Raw genomic sequence first — 15173 nt, 5'->3', positions numbered from 1 at the left:
CAAAGGGCCGGACGGCCGAGATGCTCGGGTTCTCCCGCGTGACCGTCCGGAAGTACTGGTCCGCCGTCGACTGCGTGGTGGCGCCGAGAAAGAGCGAGCCCCGAAGCGTGCTCGCCCCGCACCGCGAGCTGGTCTACGCGCTTTTCCGTCAATACCGCTCGTGCCCGCGCCTGGCGGAGGTGCTCCGCGAAGAGCACGGGATCGAGGTGGGGCTTCGCGCCGTGCAGAAGTTCGTGGAGCCGCTTCGCGAAACGCTGCGCCGCGAGGACGAGCTCTATCTGCAAAAGCGCGCCGAGCGTGAATTGGCCGCCGCGAACGCGACCATCCGCGCGAATGAGCGCGAGGAACTCCGCCGCATGCGCGAGCTCGCCCGCTCGCAGGCGTGCCTGAGCGCCGCCGCGGTGCAGGCCGGAGACGAGGTGAGCTTGACGCGCGAAATCATCGGGACGCTCCCCGCGGCCGTCTACGAAGAGCCCGCGCGCAGGACGCGCCGCCGCACGCTGGTGGGGTCCGGCATGCGCAGGAGCCACGAGGACGATTGACCACCGTCGCAAGGCGGCCTCCCTGCGGGGCCGCTTGATCCCGAGAAAAAAGAAGGGGCGGTTCGATTGCCGCCCCTTGCCGTTCCCGGTCGTCTCGGACTCTTCCGGCCGTTCCGGAAAGTCCGGGAAGTCTCCGCGCCCGGAGGCGTTCAGCCTCAGGCCTTCTCGATCGTGAGCGCCTCGCCGCGGCTCGCCCATTCCATGACGCCCGCCGGAATGACGCGCAGGCTCCGCCCGTGGGCTTCGAAGATCTTTTTGGCTTCCAACGCCTGGAAGCAGTAGGGCCCGCGGCAGTAGGCGACCAACACCGCATCCTGGGCGAGTTCGCCCATGCGCGCCTCGAGCTCGTCCAACGGCATCGACACCGCATTGGGAAGATGTCCCGCAGCGTATTCTTCCGCGGGCCGCACGTCGATCAGGACGATCTGCCCGCGCCCGGCCGCGTCGACCGCCTGCCTCAGATCCACGTGGGCTTTGGGGACGACTTCGTGGACGAGCCCCGCGAGGTCCCGGTCGATCTGCTCGGCGGTTTCGCGCAGCAGCACGGCCAGCGCCGCCACCTTGGGGCTCTTCAGCGCATAGCGCATGAAGCGCCCCTCGCGCGTCGCCGCGACGAGCCCCGCCTTGGCGAGGACTTTCAAGTGCGCGCTCACGGCCTTGACGTCGTGGTCGAGCGTTGCCGCCAACTTTTCCACCGTCTGCGGACACTGCGAGAGGAGTTCCAGAAGCTCCAGCCGGGTCTCATGCCCGAGGGCGCGGCCCAGGAGGCTCACGCGGCCGTAGAGCTGATGCTTGCGTTCGATGTTGCGCATGGTCGGGCCTCCGGGAAGGGTGTCGCCTGTCGGTCGGATCGGTGGAATCGGCGGGAAGAAGCGCCTGAGGAAAGCGTTCGGGGAATGGTTTCGGCAGAGAAGAGCGTCCGCCGGGCGCGGGCCCGGCGGGGTGCTCCTTCTTTTTCCTACTTTACTTCACGAGCTCGTAGGGCCACTGCATCGTGCCGTAGAAGTTGTAGACGTCCTTGTAGCCGGTTTCAATCAGAATTTGCGAAGCCTTCTCTGCGCGCACGCCCGAGCGGCAGTGAACGAGGATCTTCTGGTTCAAGTCCGGCGCCGCCTGGAGCTTCACGCCGGGACGCAGTTCCCCGAGGGGAACGTTCACCGACCCCTTGATCTTCCCTTCAGCCTGGATTTCGTCGGGGTTGCGCACGTCGAGGATCACGACGTTCCCTTCCTCCATCATCTTCTTCGCGACCTGCGGCGTGATCTTGTGGTAGGCCGGGTTCGAATACGTGAGCGGGGTCGCGGGCTGCGGGTTCACGGGTTCGAGGGCGTGGGCCTGGCCGACGAGAAGCCCGGTGGCGAGCGTAAGCGCGAGGGCGGCATGACGAAGACGCATGGTCAGATTCTCCTTGGGGTTTGATGGCAATCCATGTGCGAAGGCCGGAAGCGGTCGCACTTCCGGCCTGGGTTCCTTGGATTATCGGACGTCCGACATTCGCGATTCTTGCGGAATATCAGCGTTCGGCGATTTGAGGCGACCGATTGCGGGAAAACGAGGAGAACCCTTCCGGGGATCCGGCCTTTCCACTCCGGTCCGGCCCCGGTCCTTTCTTAGTCCGGTCGCGGGCCGAGCCCGTCCGAGAGCATGTCTTCGAGGAACGCGACGACGTTGGCCGGCCGACCGTACATGCTGCTCGAATGGTCGGCACGGCGCATCCAGTCGTGGACGTCCTGAAGCGCTTCGGGGCGAAGCCGCACGAAGTCGCCCGCGCGCTCCATCCCTGCGGTCTGCTGGAGTTCCGCGCGGAGCTTGTCCATCGTGACGGAGGAGGCCCCGATCACGCGCTCGACGTGGGCGTTGCGCCCCGGCGTGGGGATCACGATCCAACCGTCGTCGAACTTCCCGTAGTAGGCCGCCCAGGTGAGGAGCAGGCACTTGTAGCGGGAGATCGCCGACAGCAGCGTCATGATCCCGAAGGCCATGCGGTCCGAGAGGTTCGTCACCTCGATGTGGGTGAAGAGCGGGCGGATCAGGTCGCGGCGCATGTGGAGGATTTCGTCCACCGCGACGTGCGAGACGGCGACGGCTTCCAGGTCCGAGATCGCGGCGTACTGCCCGATCGTGGGGCGACGCGAGAGGAAGTTGAGGTTCCCGCAGGCGAAGCGCCCGGTGGTGGAGAGCGCGAGAATCCCGGCGCCTTCGGCCTGCGCCGCGTTCGGGGCGAGGTAGCGGCCGGAGAGGCCCGAGGTGATCAGAATGAAGTCGGTGACGAAGGTCGACCCGAAGAAGTGCTGTCCGGCGGGGACGGAGAGGCGCCGCCCCGCTGATGCGAAGGCTTCTCGCACCACCTTGGGCACGGGGGGCGTCAGAAAGGGGAGCATGGGCACGTAGCGCAGCTCCGGCCAATCGGACGTGCGGATTTCCTTCAGGGCTCGGGTCCAAGCTTCGCTGAAACGTCTGGGCATGTGTGTGGGTCTCTCTCTTTGGGCCTTCAACGGTCGTCGGTCTTCGGTGCATAAGGAGGATAAGGCACTTCGGCCGATCGCGCGAGAACGCTTCCCCTCCGTCTCAAGGAAAGACGACGGCGGGGCGCGGTCTGAAAACCACCCGAAACCCGTTCGAAACCGGAACGAAAGCTGAACGATGCGCGAGGCGGCCCCGGAGCGGGCGGCACCGCGCCCGACGGATTCGGCCGCAACAACGATGCAACAACGATGCAACAACTCGGAGCACCCGGAGAGGATCTTCCCGAAGTGGCGCGGATTCCTCTTGCATTCCGGAACTTTCCGTGAGTGCAAAGAAAAGCTCCCGGGGACGGAAGTCCTTCCGGGAGCTTGGGGATCGTTCAAACGTCAGCCGAAGCCGACGCGGGGAAACCGATTAGAAGCGGTGCAGGAGACCGGCGACCAACTGGTAGCCGCCCGGGGTCGCTTCCTTGTTTTCAACGTGGTTTTCAACCTTTTCCTGCGAGTAGCCGCCCATCGCGTAGATGGTGGTGCGCTTCGAGAGCGGATAGTCGTAGCCGCCGGCAACCGTCCAACGCGTGAAGTCGACGTTGTCCGTGTTGTCCATGTCGCGGTAGTTGACGCTCGCCTTGGCGACGCCGCCCGCGAGCGGGAAGTTCACGCCGAAGGAGAGGCCGTAGCCGTCGACCTGGCCGTAGCCGGCATCACCGAGGAGTTCAGTGATGCCGTCATAGGCGACGCCGGCGCGCGCGACGGTGCTGAGGATCATCGAGTCGAACCACTGACCGAAGGCGATGAGCTTGAGGCCGTTGTCGAGCGTGTAGTTGCCGCCGAACGTGACCGTAGAGCCGTCGTCGAAGCCACGATACTGGTCGTTGCCGTAGCGGGTCTGGTCGGCGATGAGCACGGCTTCGAGCGGACCCTGCTGATAGCGCACGGCGAGAGAAGCGTAGCGGTCGGTCGAACCGTCGCCTTCCTGACCGGCGCCGTCCTTGCCGTTGACCTTGAACGAATACATCGCGTAGCCCGTGAAGCCCGCGAAGGTCGGCGTCTTGTACGAAATCGCGTTGTCGACGCGGGTCATCGAAGAGGCCGTGGCGAAGCCCGAGCCGAAGCCCACCGTGTAGTTGGCGGTCACCGGGTCGAGGGCGCGGAAGAGGCCGTTGGCACCCAACACGGAGCCGAAGATCGGGATGAGACCGAAGGTCACGTCGCCGAAGCCGCCCGAAACCGTGACGTTCGATTCACGGCCGAAGAGGCGGCCGCGCTGCTTCGTGTCGAGGGCGCCGGTGTCGGATTCAAAGCCCGATTCGAGGACGAAGCTCACCTTCATGCCGTTCCCGAGGTCTTCCGAACCGCGGAGACCGAAGCGGGAGCCGAACTGTTCGGCGTTTTCCATCGTGAAGGAGTTCTTCGAATCCACGCCGGAAATGTCGGCGTCGGAATGCACGAAGGAGAGGCTGGTGTCGATCAGGCCGTAGACCTGAACGTTCGCCGCGGAGGCGGCACAGGCAAAGGCACCGAGGATCGTGGCGGCAAGCAGAGTCTTTTTCATTGGGTCTTCCTCTATTTGTGGTTGACGGTCGGCGGACGTTCTTTAGGGCGTCCGCCGACCGGTCAAGAGTCCTCTCTCACGCAGGGAATCGCCCGGATCCCGGGCGGGTCTGCATCCCCGGCCGCGGAGAGCTGCGGGCATCTAACCCGCGTTCCTCCCGAAGGATAGGTACTTAGTCCGTCAGCATTAACCCAAGCGATATGGGGGCAATTTTCGAGGGAAACCCTAGGGTGTCTCGAAAATCATCAAAATCACCCTTGAATCAGGCATCTCTGAGGATTTTGGAGTGTCCCGGGGGTGTCGGGTCGCCTTGCGGGAGGCGGATTCTTGGCCGTCGTGTGGTTTCTCCGAAACGGAAAGCCGCTCCCGGAGGAGCGGCCTTCTGAGCGTCTTCCCGCGTAATCCCGAAGGTCCGAGTCGTGTCGGCCGGGGCGGGGGAAGCGTCCGCAGGTTGGTTACTGCTTCTTGCCGTTGGGCATCTGGAAGTTGAACTGGTGGCACTGGGCGCAGTAGTCGACTTCGGGCTCATGCTGCATGTGGCAGAGCGTGCAGTCGCCGTTGTGCGGCGCCTTGTGCGGGTTCGGGTTCAGCTTCGAGGCGGTCTTGGCAGCGATGTCGTCGCGGTTGTGGCAGCCGAGACAGACCTTTTCTTCCGGCCAAACCGGGTTCTTCAGGTCGGGGCCGTGGCAGGTCTGGCACTGGACGCCGCGGGCGACGTGGCGATCGGAGCCGAAGTCGGCGGCATGAGCGGCGCCGAAGGCGAGAAGACCGGTCGCCAGAACGAGAGCGAGAAGGCGCTTCGATTGCATGGTGGGTTCTCCTTGGGGAAAGAAGGGGCGCATGCCCTAGAGCATACGCCCTGGATGGTTTGCGGGGTAGGCCCCGGCCGGAGCCGGGACCCCGCTGCCCAGTGGGCTGATTACTTCTTCGCGGCGACCTGACGCGCGGCGACGCGGCCGAAGATCATGCAGTCGGCGACGGCGACGGTGCCGAGACGCACCATGCCGTGCACGCCGCCCGTGACTTCGCCGGCGGCGTAGAGGCCTTCGATGGGCTTGCCGCGGCAGCTGAGGACTTCAGCGTTGTCGTTGATTTCAAGACCGCCCATGCAGTGGTGGACGCGCGGCCAGAGGCGGACGGCGAGGAAGGGGCCCTCGACGTTCGGCTTGGCGTTCTTGAACATCATGCAGTTAAAGTCCGGGTCCTTCTGATCCTTGATGTACTTGTTGAAGGTGTCGTTGGTCTTCTTCAGTTCATCGAGCGGGATCTTCAGGTCGGCGGCCATCGCATCCAACGTCGGATATTCCTTGATGACGTTGTTCTTGCGGGCGCGGTCGTAGAGTTCCTGCGTCATGTTCTGACCGATGATGGCGGTCTTCGCATTTTCGAGCGTCGTGTAGATGACGGCAGGGTGACCCATCGCGACGATGGCGTCGGCGCGGACCTTGCGGTTGCCGGATTCCTGGATGAAGCGCTTGGCGGTGACCGGGTCGATCATCGGGCCGTAGCCGAGGCAGGATTCAACGAAGAGCGGCGCGAGACCGAAGCCCTTTTCGTCGGGCGAGGTCCAGGGGCCCATCTGGATCCAGTCCATCTGGATCGTGTTGGCGCCGATTTCCTGCGCGGCCTGAATCATTTCGCCCGTGGCGCCCGGATGGTTCGTGGAGTCGAACTTTTCGTTCAAGCGCGGGTCGTGCGACATGCGCATCTGGACGTTGTTCGAGAAGCCGCCCGAGGCGAGGAGCACGCCGTTCGTGGCGCGCATCGTGAAGGGACGGCCGGAATCTTCACGGCCGAAGCGGTAGTTCGTGCGGCCGCGCACGCCCAGCACGCGGCGTTGGTCGTCGATGATGATTTCGTCGACGATCGTGCGCAGGCGCGGTTCCATGCCGTATTCCTTGCACTTCGCGAGCATCGGGTTGATGAAGCCCGAACCCGAGTTGTTCGTGACGGCGTGGGAGCGCTTGACAGAGTGGCCGCCGTGGAACGTGACGGCCTTGAACTGGACGCCGACCTTGTCGCGCAGCCAGTAGAAGTTCTGGACGGATTCGTCCGCGATGCGGCGCGCAAGGGTCGGGTGGGCGAGACCGCCGCCCGCCTTCAGGATGTCGGCGTAGAGGAGGTCCGGGCTGTCCTTGATGCCTTCCTTTTCCTGCATGTCGGTGCCGGCCGCGGCGACGGCGCCGCCGTTGATGATCGAGTTGCCGCCCGGGGTCGGCATCTTTTCGAGGATGGCGATTTCGTCCGCCTTGAGGCCGTTTTCATAGGCTTCGAGCGCGGCGGCGAGGCCGGCGAAGCCCGTGCCGATGATGACGAACTTCTTGGTTTCGTCCCACTTGATGTCCTTCGCTTCCGCAGCGGAAACCGTGCGGAACATGCCGAGGCCGAGGGCGGTCGTGCCGGCGGCGGCGCCGAAGAAGGTGCGGCGGGAAAGATTCGTGGCCATGGAAAGCTCCTCCTTGTGAGCTGTATGGTCTGAGGAGGAGTGTAGAAATCGGGGGCGGGATGCGAAACCCAAGCACTATGGAGGCGAAAATGGGGACTATCCCTAATTCTTTCTACGCCATTGGGAGGAGAGGGAGTAGACCGAGGTAGAGCCTTACGCGTTTCCCCGAAAGGGCCGGTGGTTTCGGGCTTCTCGACGGAAAGCTCCGCCTTTCGGAGAAAGATGCGCCCCGGTGCTTCCTAAGAAGCCCGGGGCGTTCGTCGTAGCGATCCGGATCTCGCTCCGACCTTATTCGATCGCGGTCACCGTGAAGCCGAGACCCTCGACGGTGCTCTTCAGGATCTCGTCCGTCACGAAGATGTCGACGACGACCGTCGCGCACTTCCCTTCCAAAGAGACCTCGACGGACTCGACGCCGGGGAGCGCGGCCAAAGCCTTTTGGACGCGGCCCGTGCAGTTCCCGCAGTGCATGCCTTCGATGCGGATCGTTTTCTTCATGGTTTGCTTCTCCTTCGGAGTGGTGGTGTCGGGGAGCGCCCCGCCCATCGACGGGCGGAAGCGCCGCAGCCGCAGCGCGTTCGAGACGACGGAGACGCTCGACAAGCTCATCGCCGCGGCGGCGATCATGGGATTCAAGCTTAGCCCCGCGCCCGCAAAAACGCCCGCCGCGACCGGAATCCCGGCGGTGTTGTAGGCGAAGGCCCAAAAGAGGTTCTGGCGGATGTTGCGGATCGCGGCGCGCGAGAGTTCGACCGCGGCGACCAAGTCCGCGAGCGAATTCTTCATGAGGACGACGTCCGCACTCGCCAAGGCCACGTCGGTCCCGGCGCCGATGGCGGCGCCGACGTCGGCGGCGGCGAGCGCCGGGGCGTCGTTCACGCCGTCACCCACCATGAGGACGCGCTCACCCTCACTCTGGAGACGGTCGACGTGCTGCGCCTTTTCCTGCGGGAGAACGCCTGCGATCACGTGGTCGGCCCCGACGTCGCGCCCGACGGTTTCGGCCGTGCGCTTTTCGTCGCCTGTCAAAATCGTCACGCGCAGGCCCATGCGCTTCAAGGCCGCGATCGCGTCCTTGGAGTCGGGCTTCACGGGGTCGGCGACGCGGATGGCGCCCAAAAGCGTCCCGGGCGCGCCTTCACTGCCTGCTTGGCCCACGTAGAGGACCGTTTCGCCGCGGTTCTCAAAGGCTTCGACCTCAAGGTCCTTGGGGTTGGTGCCGCAGTCGGCCGCCCAGCGGGCGTTCCCGGCGAAGTAGGTCTTCGCACCGATCCGGGCGGAAATCCCGCGCCCGGGCGTCTGGCGGAAGTCCTCGACGGGAAGCGGCGCCATGTTCTTGGCCGCGGCTTCGGTCGTGACGGCGTGGGCGAGCGGGTGTTCGGACTTGCTTTCGAGCGCCGCCGCGATCATGAGAAGCGGCGATTCAAGCCCCGCCTCCTTCGGAACGAGCCCCACGACGGCGGGCTTCCCGGACGTGACCGTCCCGGTCTTGTCGAGAACGACGTGCGTGGTGTTGCGGAGGTGCTCCAACGCCGCCGCGTTCTTGAAGAGAATCCCGCGGCGGGCGCCCGCACCCGTCGCGACCATCACGGCCGTGGGGGTGGCGAGCCCCAGGGCGCACGGACACGAAATGACGAGGACCGCGACGGCGTGCGTGAGCGCGACCTCGAAGGTCGCACCGATCAGAAGCCAGATGGCCAAGGAAAGGAGCGCGACGCCGATCACGAAGGGCACGAAGACGGCGCTCACCTGGTCGGCAAGGCGCGCGACCGGCGCTTTGGAGGAGGTCGCTTCGTCCACCATGCGGATGATCTGCGCCAGAACCGTTTCGTTCCCGACGCGGGTCGCGCGGGCGGTCATGTGGCCGGACGTGACGAGGGTCGCGCCCAGCACCGTGTTGCCCTCGGCCTTTTCCTGCGGACGGCTCTCACCCGTCATCGCGGATTCGTCGAAGGTGCCGGTGCCCGTGAGGATCACGCCGTCGACGGGGACGGTGGAGCCGGTGCGAAGCACCAGGACGTCGCCCGCAACCACGTCGTCGCGGTTGACGAGGGTTTCCTTCCCGTCCTTCAAGACCACCGCCGTGGGCGGCGCGAGCTTCAGCAAAGCCGCCACGGCTTCCGAGGTCTTCCCCTTGGCGCGGGCTTCCAAGTATTTCCCGACCGCGACCAACGTCACGATCATCGCGGCGCCTTCGAGGTAGAGGCTGTGCGCGAGGTGGGCGACCATTTCTTGGTCACCGAGACCCAGCGCGTGCGCCATCGCGAGGATCACCCAGAGGCCGTAGAGAAGCGACGCGCCCGAGCCGATCGCGACCAGCGAATCCATGTTCGGGGCGCGCATCCAGAGCGCCTTGAAGCCGCGGATGAAGAACCCGCGCTCGAGGAAGAGGATCGGGACCGCGAGGAAGAGCTGCAGGAGCGCCGAAACCAGGCGGTTTTCGGGGTTGCCGAGCCCGAAGGGGAGCGTCACGCCCACCATGGGGCCCATCGCAATCGCAAAGAGCGGGATCAGCAGAACGACCGACGTGATGAGCCGACGGTAGTCGGCCTGAAGCGCTTTGGCGGCTTCCGCGTCGGCGTCGATCGCCGCGGCGGGGTTCCCGGGGGCGCCCGCCGGGGCGTTCGCGTCGGGGACGCCGTAGCCCGCGCGCTCGACCGCACGGACGATGTCGGCCCGGAGGGCCGCGGTGTCCGCACCGGGCGCCGCGGTGACGCTCATCGAATTCTTGAGGAGGTTCACCGACACGGCGTCGACGCCGTCGACTTCCGCGACGGCGCGCTCGACCCGCGCCGAGCAGGCGGCGCAGGTCATGCCGGAGACCGCCATGCGGAGCGTTTCGGGCTCGGCGGCGGTGATGGGGCAAACCGCTTCCGTTTGGGCGGATGCTTCGGGGGCGGCGACGGCGGTGTCAGGCGCGGTCGCCGGGGCGATGGTTTGGTCCTTCTTGTCCATCAGGTCCTCAGGCTCTCAGTTGAGAACGGTTCTTGTCTGGAAGGATGATAAACCTTGGAGCCGCTTCAGAGACATAGCCCGAAAGGAGAGGCTTCCCGGGGCAAAAGGCGGAGCCTTTGCCGACACCTCCGGCGTCAGAGCCCGACCGCGGTGAGCCTCACCCAGTCGGCCTCCGACGCGATCACCTCAGCCTCCGGGAAGGCCCGCCGGAAGCGCGCGTTGTCTTCCAGCAGAAACGCCAACGTCGCCCAGCCGTCGTCGCCGCGGTCTTCCGCAACCGACGCCTCCGACTTGATGCGGGGGAACGCTTCCCGGACGTAGTCGTCCGACATGACGAGAACGCGCACTTCGATCTGACGGCGCTCCGCCGCCGTGAACGCCTCCGCCCAGTTCCCCGGCACGTAGCCCCCTTCGACGATGAGGTCCCGCCGGTTTTCGATCGCGGTGCGGATCATCCCGACGACGATGGGCCAGAGGACCGCCTCGACGCCGGCGTCGTCTTCGGGCGAGAGCGCCGCCGTGCCGCTCCGGATCAGACCCATCTTGAGGAGGTCCATCGAGAGAACGGTCGTGCGGCGGGCTTCGAGGAGCTTTTGCGCGAGAAGCGTCTTCCCCGTGTGGCTCGCACCCGTGATGAGCGTGATCATGGCGGTCTTCCTGTCGTGATGAGGCGATATGAGGCGATATGAGGCGTGAGGAATCAGAGGTGAAAGGCGGGCTCGGTCTCAAAGCGCCGACGCTCGCCCGTCACCGGGTCCGGGAAGTCGAGCATCGCGGCGTGCAGATTGAGGGGCGTCGCCGGCGTCTCCGCCGCGATCCCGTCGAAGCCGTAGTAGGGGTCGTTCACCATCGGGGCGTTCAGCCCCAGCGCGTGCGCGGCGTGGAGCCGCAGCTGGTGCGTGCGGCCCGTGACGGGCTCCATTTCCACGAGCGTGCGTTCTGCGCTCTTTCCCAAAACCTTCCAACGCGTGAGGCTCTCGCGCCCGCCCACGGCGGCGCACTGACGGAGCCGGTCCAGGGGATTCGTCGTGATGGGAAAGCGCACTTCGCCTTCTGTGCCCAACGCGTCCGGGAGGCGCTTCTCAAGCAAAGCCCGGTAGCGCTTCTCGACGCGCCCCTCCCGGAAGGCCGCCATCAGCGCCTTGGTGCCGCGGTCGGTCTTGGCGTAGACCAAGAGCCCCGAGGTGTCCATGTCGAGGCGGTGCACGGGGACGAGGACGGTGTTCGTCACTTTGGCCGTCATGCTCATCGCGTCGGGAAGCCCCATCGCGCCCGGGACGGAGAGGAGCCCCGAGGGCTTCTCGATCACGATCCAGTCCTCGGCCTCTTCGATGATCCGGGGCGCGAGCGCCGCGACGGCGGGGTCGGTGAAGCGGGGGTCGGGCGCCGGGGACCACGCCTCCCAGAGGCGCTCGATCACGGGCTTCGCGGTGGTGCGGGGCGAGAGCGGCATCCCGTCCCATTTGACGTCGTGCGGGGGCGTCTCACCCGCCCACCATTCGAAATACGCGGCGGGGCGCAGCCCCAGACGCACGCCTTCGGTGTTCATGAGGATGCCGAGCCGCACGGCGGGCGTTTGGAAGGCGTCCGCCATCGCGCGGTTCCAGTGCCGGTACGTGAGCTTCAGCCCCGCGCCGCCCCCGCGGGCGATGGACTTCGGCTTCCCGGCGGTGAGCTCTTGGGCGAGGTCGAGGAGCGTGCGGGAGGTGCCGTCCGCAAAGGGTATGACGAGGCCGGCGGCCGCCCTTTGGAAGTCGTCGTCCTCCATGGGTTCGACGAGCCTGTCCGCGGCGGGGAGCGTCGGGTGGTCGGGGGAGACGCCCACCCCCGGGCGGTGGGCGGGTTCCGCCGCCCAGGCGGCGTGAACGATGCCCGGGGCGTCATCTGCGCCCGACGCCTTCACCGCCACGACCACCCCGACGCGGCCCGAGAAGCCGTCGGGGAGCGCCGTGCGCATGAGCGTCGCCGCACACCGCGCGACGGGCGCGGGCGGGCCGTACCAAAGGTTGGGAAGGCGCGCGGGGACGTCCAAACCTTCGGGAGGCATGAGGTGAAGGAAATGGGGCTCGGTCATGGGGAGGCTTCAAAAGCAAAAGGGATTCAGGGGGTGAGTTCGGCGGCTTCGGAAGGGGCAGAGGCGTTCCGACACTCCGTCACTCCGCCGCTTCGGGCATCTCGGGCATTCCGGTGATGCGGCCGGCCGCGGGCATCGGGAGCGGGTCGTGGGCGCGCAGGTACGCGTCCATTACGTCGACTTCGAGCGCGTCGTTCGCGGGCACCCGCGGCGCGTCGGCGAACATCGCGAAGTCGTCGCCGTCGGCGACGTACTTCACCGTGGCGATGCGGTAGGTCTTCGCGGGATCAAGCGGGACCCAGGCGCCTTTCCCAGCTTCGTCGGCTTCGTCGGTTTCAACCGTCTCGACCGACAGGATGCGGTGACCTACGGGCTGCGCGGGATCGACCGCGTAGCGCAGGCCCGAAGGCTGCAGCAGGTGCGGGCCGCCGACGTCCGGGTCGGCGACGCCGTTCTCCAACGCCGCGCGGATCGCCTCGCCCGTGACGTCGATCACGGCGATGAGGTTCCCGAAGGGGTGGATCTCTTCCAAGCTCCCGCGGTCGACCGTGCCGACGGGGAGCGCCGAGCGGACCGCGCCGCCGTTCAAAAGCGCGATGGTCGCGCCGTAGGGGCGGGCGAAGTCAAGGAAGGCGTCCGCCGTCACCATGCCGGCGAGGCAGTCACCCCAGCGGCAGGGATCGAGCCCGTCGGGAAATTCGTTGGGGTTCGTCGAAACCTTGACGGTGCGGGCCTTCTCCAAAACCCCCGCCGCCTTCGCGACCGCGTCGCGAAGCTCCGGATCGCGGGGCTTCTCAGAGGTCAAACGCACCGGAGCGCCGGTCCACGCGGCGGCGCGGCCCTTTTCATCAAAGGCGACGACGAGGCGCCCCAGGTATTCGGTCGAGCGCTTCGCCTGCACGACGAGGACCGGCTCGCCCGCGGGCGAAATTTCGACGGTCGGGTAGGGACCCTCGGACCCGCGGAGGTTCTTCCCCAAAAGACTGTGCGTGTGCCCGCCCACGATCACGTCGATGCCGGCGACCGATCGGGCGAGTTCACGGTCGGCGGGGTAGCCAATGTGGGTGAGCGCGATGATGATCTCCGCCCCTTGGGCGCGCAGCGCCGCCACGGCCTTCCGGGCCGCGTCCTCGCGGGTGTCGAAGGTGGTGGCGGGACAGGCCTTCGAGACCACCTTCACCTCGTCGTTCGCGATCCCGAAGATCCCGACCTTGACGCCGGAGACGGTCTTCACCATCGTGCCGGGGAGTCTGCCTTCGATCGGGCAGGCGTCTTCGCCTTCATGACGGCGTGCGATGTTGGCGGCGAGGATCGGGAGCTTTTCCTGCGGGAGGACTTCAGCGAGACGTTCGCACCCGAGGTCGAACTCGTGGTTCCCAAGCGTCATCGCGTCCCAGGGCATGCGGTTCGTGAGCGCGGTGATGAAGTCGGGGCCGAGGAGGCTGAAGAAGAGCGTTCCCTGCCAGCGGTCGCCCGAGTCGAGGGCGATGACGTTGGGGTTCTTCGCTTTTTCCGCGTTCACCGCCGCGGCGAGCCTCGCGTAGCCGCCCGTAGACTGCTCGTCCGAATCCGCCGCGACCCCGCGGCGCATCACGCCCGCCGCGAAGCTGTGCGTGTCGTTCGCGTGAAGGATCGTGAGCGTGAGCGGCTCCGCCGCCCGGGCTCCGCAGAGGATGAGCGCGCCGAGCCCCGCGGCCGCGAGGAGGCGGGCGGGGCGGAGGGTGCGGAGGAGATGTCGGAAGAGCTTGGGCATGGCGGCGCGGTGTGCTTGCGGATGGTCGGAATTGTATTCGGGCCGGGAGGAGGACGTTCGGGGTGGTGCGGTCGAGGTGCCGCGGAGGGCTCAGCGACCCCCGCGCGTCCGAATCCGCGTTCACCTAGAATCGGAAGAAACCAAAGACCAAAGGAGCTTCCCATGCCGAAATCCAAGTGGGCATCCAGCCCGTGGTACGTGTCTACGAGAAGCCTCGCTTTGGGCGCGATTTGGTCGACATACCGGCTTTTCGGGTGCTTCGGCGGGATCGTCATCGTCCTCGCGATCATTGAGAAGGTCCCGCTTCTCACGGGGCTCGCGCTGGGCGTGACGTGCATGCTGTACGCGGCCGTCTGCCACGCCGTCTACAACTCGGTCAAGCGTTGAGAAGGAGGTCAGGCATGCAAAATCTGCCCGGCGTCATCGGCCTCCTCGTGATCCTGGCCATCCCCGGTCTTTGGGGCATCTGGTACGTGCTGAGGCATCCCGAGCCAGAAGACGAATGCGGAGCCTCGCCCGAAGAGAAGCCCGAAGCGTGAGCGGGGCATGACCGTCGCCGTCGCCGAAGACACCTCCGCCCCTCAGGACTTCCTCTTAGAGAAGATGCCCAAGAACCTTTGACATTCGTCCGGTTTCGGCCAAGAAAACCCGCCAGATCCCGTCGAAAAGTCCAAGAGCCGCCCACAAACGGCCCGATCTCGGGTACCTTGAACTCACGGCGCGAGGAAAGGCGTCACGACGTTGAGACCGAGGTAGAGACCGAGGATGTCGGACGCCGATCCTCGCCTGACCGACAACCCCCAAACCCCCATTTGGACTTCAGAGAGAAACGACATGAATTCCGTTCGACGCAGTCAGCGATTTAGCCGCTTCTACCGCTACTACCGGTAGAAGTGAATTGCGCTGCACGAACGGGACCCTTCTGAAGTCCCAACCCCCAAGAACCTGCGGTGAATTCACGTCCCCGCAGGTTCTCGGTTTTTAGGAAGGTCCCTCACCACATCTCCGCAGGTCCTTCCCCGCACAAGCCGATCCCCACCGCCGACGTGTCTTCACCGCAGGGTTCCACAGAAACCCACCGAAGCGAAAAAGGAAGACACGCCATGATCATCATCACGAAACCCGAGGCCTCTCAAGAGAGCCTGCGGCAGCTGGTCGCCGACATCGAGGCCCAGGGTCTCAAGACCACCGTCGTGGTCGGCACGGAAAAGACCATCGTCGGCGTCGTCGGCGACACGCGCCGCCTCGACGACGACCGGCTCCTCGGTCACCCGATCGTTGCCGAAGTCAAGCACATTTCCGACCCCTTCAAGCGCGCCAACCGCGCCTTCCATCCGGACGACACCGTGATCGACGTCGCGGGCGCGAAGGTCGGGGGCGGCC

The 15173-nt window shown here is 66.1% G+C and carries 13 protein-coding genes and 1 pseudogene; 4 read left to right on the top strand and 10 right to left on the bottom strand.

Annotated elements, in window-relative coordinates:
• Positions 1–542: hypothetical protein (locus HMPREF9440_RS03690; protein ID WP_040763454.1), on the top strand; the 542-nt coding region annotated here is incomplete at its 5' end.
• A gap of 155 nt (positions 543–697) precedes the next feature.
• Here the strand turns inward: HMPREF9440_RS03690 and HMPREF9440_RS03685 are convergent.
• The 10 genes from HMPREF9440_RS03685 to HMPREF9440_RS03640 all read right to left on the bottom strand — a co-directional run bounded on the left by HMPREF9440_RS03685 (position 698) and on the right by HMPREF9440_RS03640 (position 13790).
• Entirely contained in the window at positions 698–1354 is a 657-nt protein-coding gene (locus HMPREF9440_RS03685) for an ArsR/SmtB family transcription factor (RefSeq protein ID WP_008541616.1), read from the bottom strand.
• 151 nt (positions 1355–1505) lie between these two features.
• The gene (locus tag HMPREF9440_RS03680; RefSeq protein ID WP_008541615.1) at positions 1506–1937 is read right to left on the bottom strand and encodes a rhodanese-like domain-containing protein; all 432 of its coding nucleotides are present in this window, start codon (positions 1935–1937) and stop codon (positions 1506–1508) included.
• Positions 1938–2152: 215 nt separating this feature from the next.
• Positions 2153–3007, bottom strand: a complete 855-nt coding sequence (locus HMPREF9440_RS03675) for a cyclic nucleotide-binding domain-containing protein (protein ID WP_008541614.1) — start codon at positions 3005–3007, stop codon at positions 2153–2155.
• Positions 3008–3422: 415 nt separating this feature from the next.
• Positions 3423–4562: a porin gene (locus HMPREF9440_RS03670; protein ID WP_008541613.1), complete on the bottom strand. Its 1140-nt coding sequence runs from the start codon at positions 4560–4562 to the stop codon at positions 3423–3425.
• Positions 4563–5017: 455 nt separating this feature from the next.
• On the bottom strand, positions 5018–5371 hold the full coding sequence (locus HMPREF9440_RS03665) for a cytochrome c3 family protein (RefSeq protein WP_040763450.1): 354 nt from the start codon (positions 5369–5371) through the stop codon (positions 5018–5020).
• Positions 5372–5481: 110 nt separating this feature from the next.
• Positions 5482–7008: a flavocytochrome c gene (locus HMPREF9440_RS03660; RefSeq protein ID WP_008541610.1), complete on the bottom strand. Its 1527-nt coding sequence runs from the start codon at positions 7006–7008 to the stop codon at positions 5482–5484.
• Between the two features lie 288 nt (positions 7009–7296).
• Positions 7297–9963, bottom strand: a complete 2667-nt coding sequence (locus tag HMPREF9440_RS03655) for a heavy metal translocating P-type ATPase (RefSeq protein WP_008541609.1) — start codon at positions 9961–9963, stop codon at positions 7297–7299.
• A gap of 134 nt (positions 9964–10097) precedes the next feature.
• Positions 10098–10610: an ATP-binding protein gene (locus tag HMPREF9440_RS03650; protein ID WP_008541608.1), complete on the bottom strand. Its 513-nt coding sequence runs from the start codon at positions 10608–10610 to the stop codon at positions 10098–10100.
• 53 nt (positions 10611–10663) lie between these two features.
• Positions 10664–12037, bottom strand: a complete 1374-nt coding sequence (locus HMPREF9440_RS03645; RefSeq protein ID WP_008541607.1) for an RluA family pseudouridine synthase — start codon at positions 12035–12037, stop codon at positions 10664–10666.
• A 79-nt stretch (positions 12038–12116) separates the two neighbouring features.
• Positions 12117–13790 carry a bifunctional metallophosphatase/5'-nucleotidase gene (locus HMPREF9440_RS03640; protein WP_008541606.1) on the bottom strand — a complete coding sequence of 558 codons (1674 nt, stop codon included), beginning with the start codon at positions 13788–13790 and terminating at the stop codon, positions 12117–12119.
• Between the two features lie 162 nt (positions 13791–13952).
• Here HMPREF9440_RS03640 and HMPREF9440_RS11155 point away from each other — a divergent pair, with 162 nt between their 5' ends.
• The 3 genes and pseudogenes from HMPREF9440_RS11155 to HMPREF9440_RS11850 form a co-directional block, all read left to right on the top strand.
• Positions 13953–14177 carry a hypothetical protein gene (locus HMPREF9440_RS11155; RefSeq protein WP_008541604.1) on the top strand — a complete coding sequence of 75 codons (225 nt, stop codon included), beginning with the start codon at positions 13953–13955 and terminating at the stop codon, positions 14175–14177.
• A 14-nt stretch (positions 14178–14191) separates the two neighbouring features.
• Positions 14192–14329, top strand: coding sequence for a hypothetical protein (locus tag HMPREF9440_RS11150; protein WP_157180686.1), 138 nt, complete (start codon positions 14192–14194; stop codon positions 14327–14329).
• A 564-nt stretch (positions 14330–14893) separates the two neighbouring features.
• Positions 14894–15173, top strand: a pseudogene (locus HMPREF9440_RS11850) (3-deoxy-7-phosphoheptulonate synthase); the annotation flags it as partial.

This window comes from Sutterella parvirubra YIT 11816 (genome assembly GCF_000250875.1).
GTDB classification, from domain to species: Bacteria; Pseudomonadota; Gammaproteobacteria; order Burkholderiales; family Burkholderiaceae_F; genus Sutterella; species Sutterella parvirubra.
Note: the sequence above shows the minus strand (reverse complement) of the source record. Positions and strands in the feature narration are given on the sequence as shown.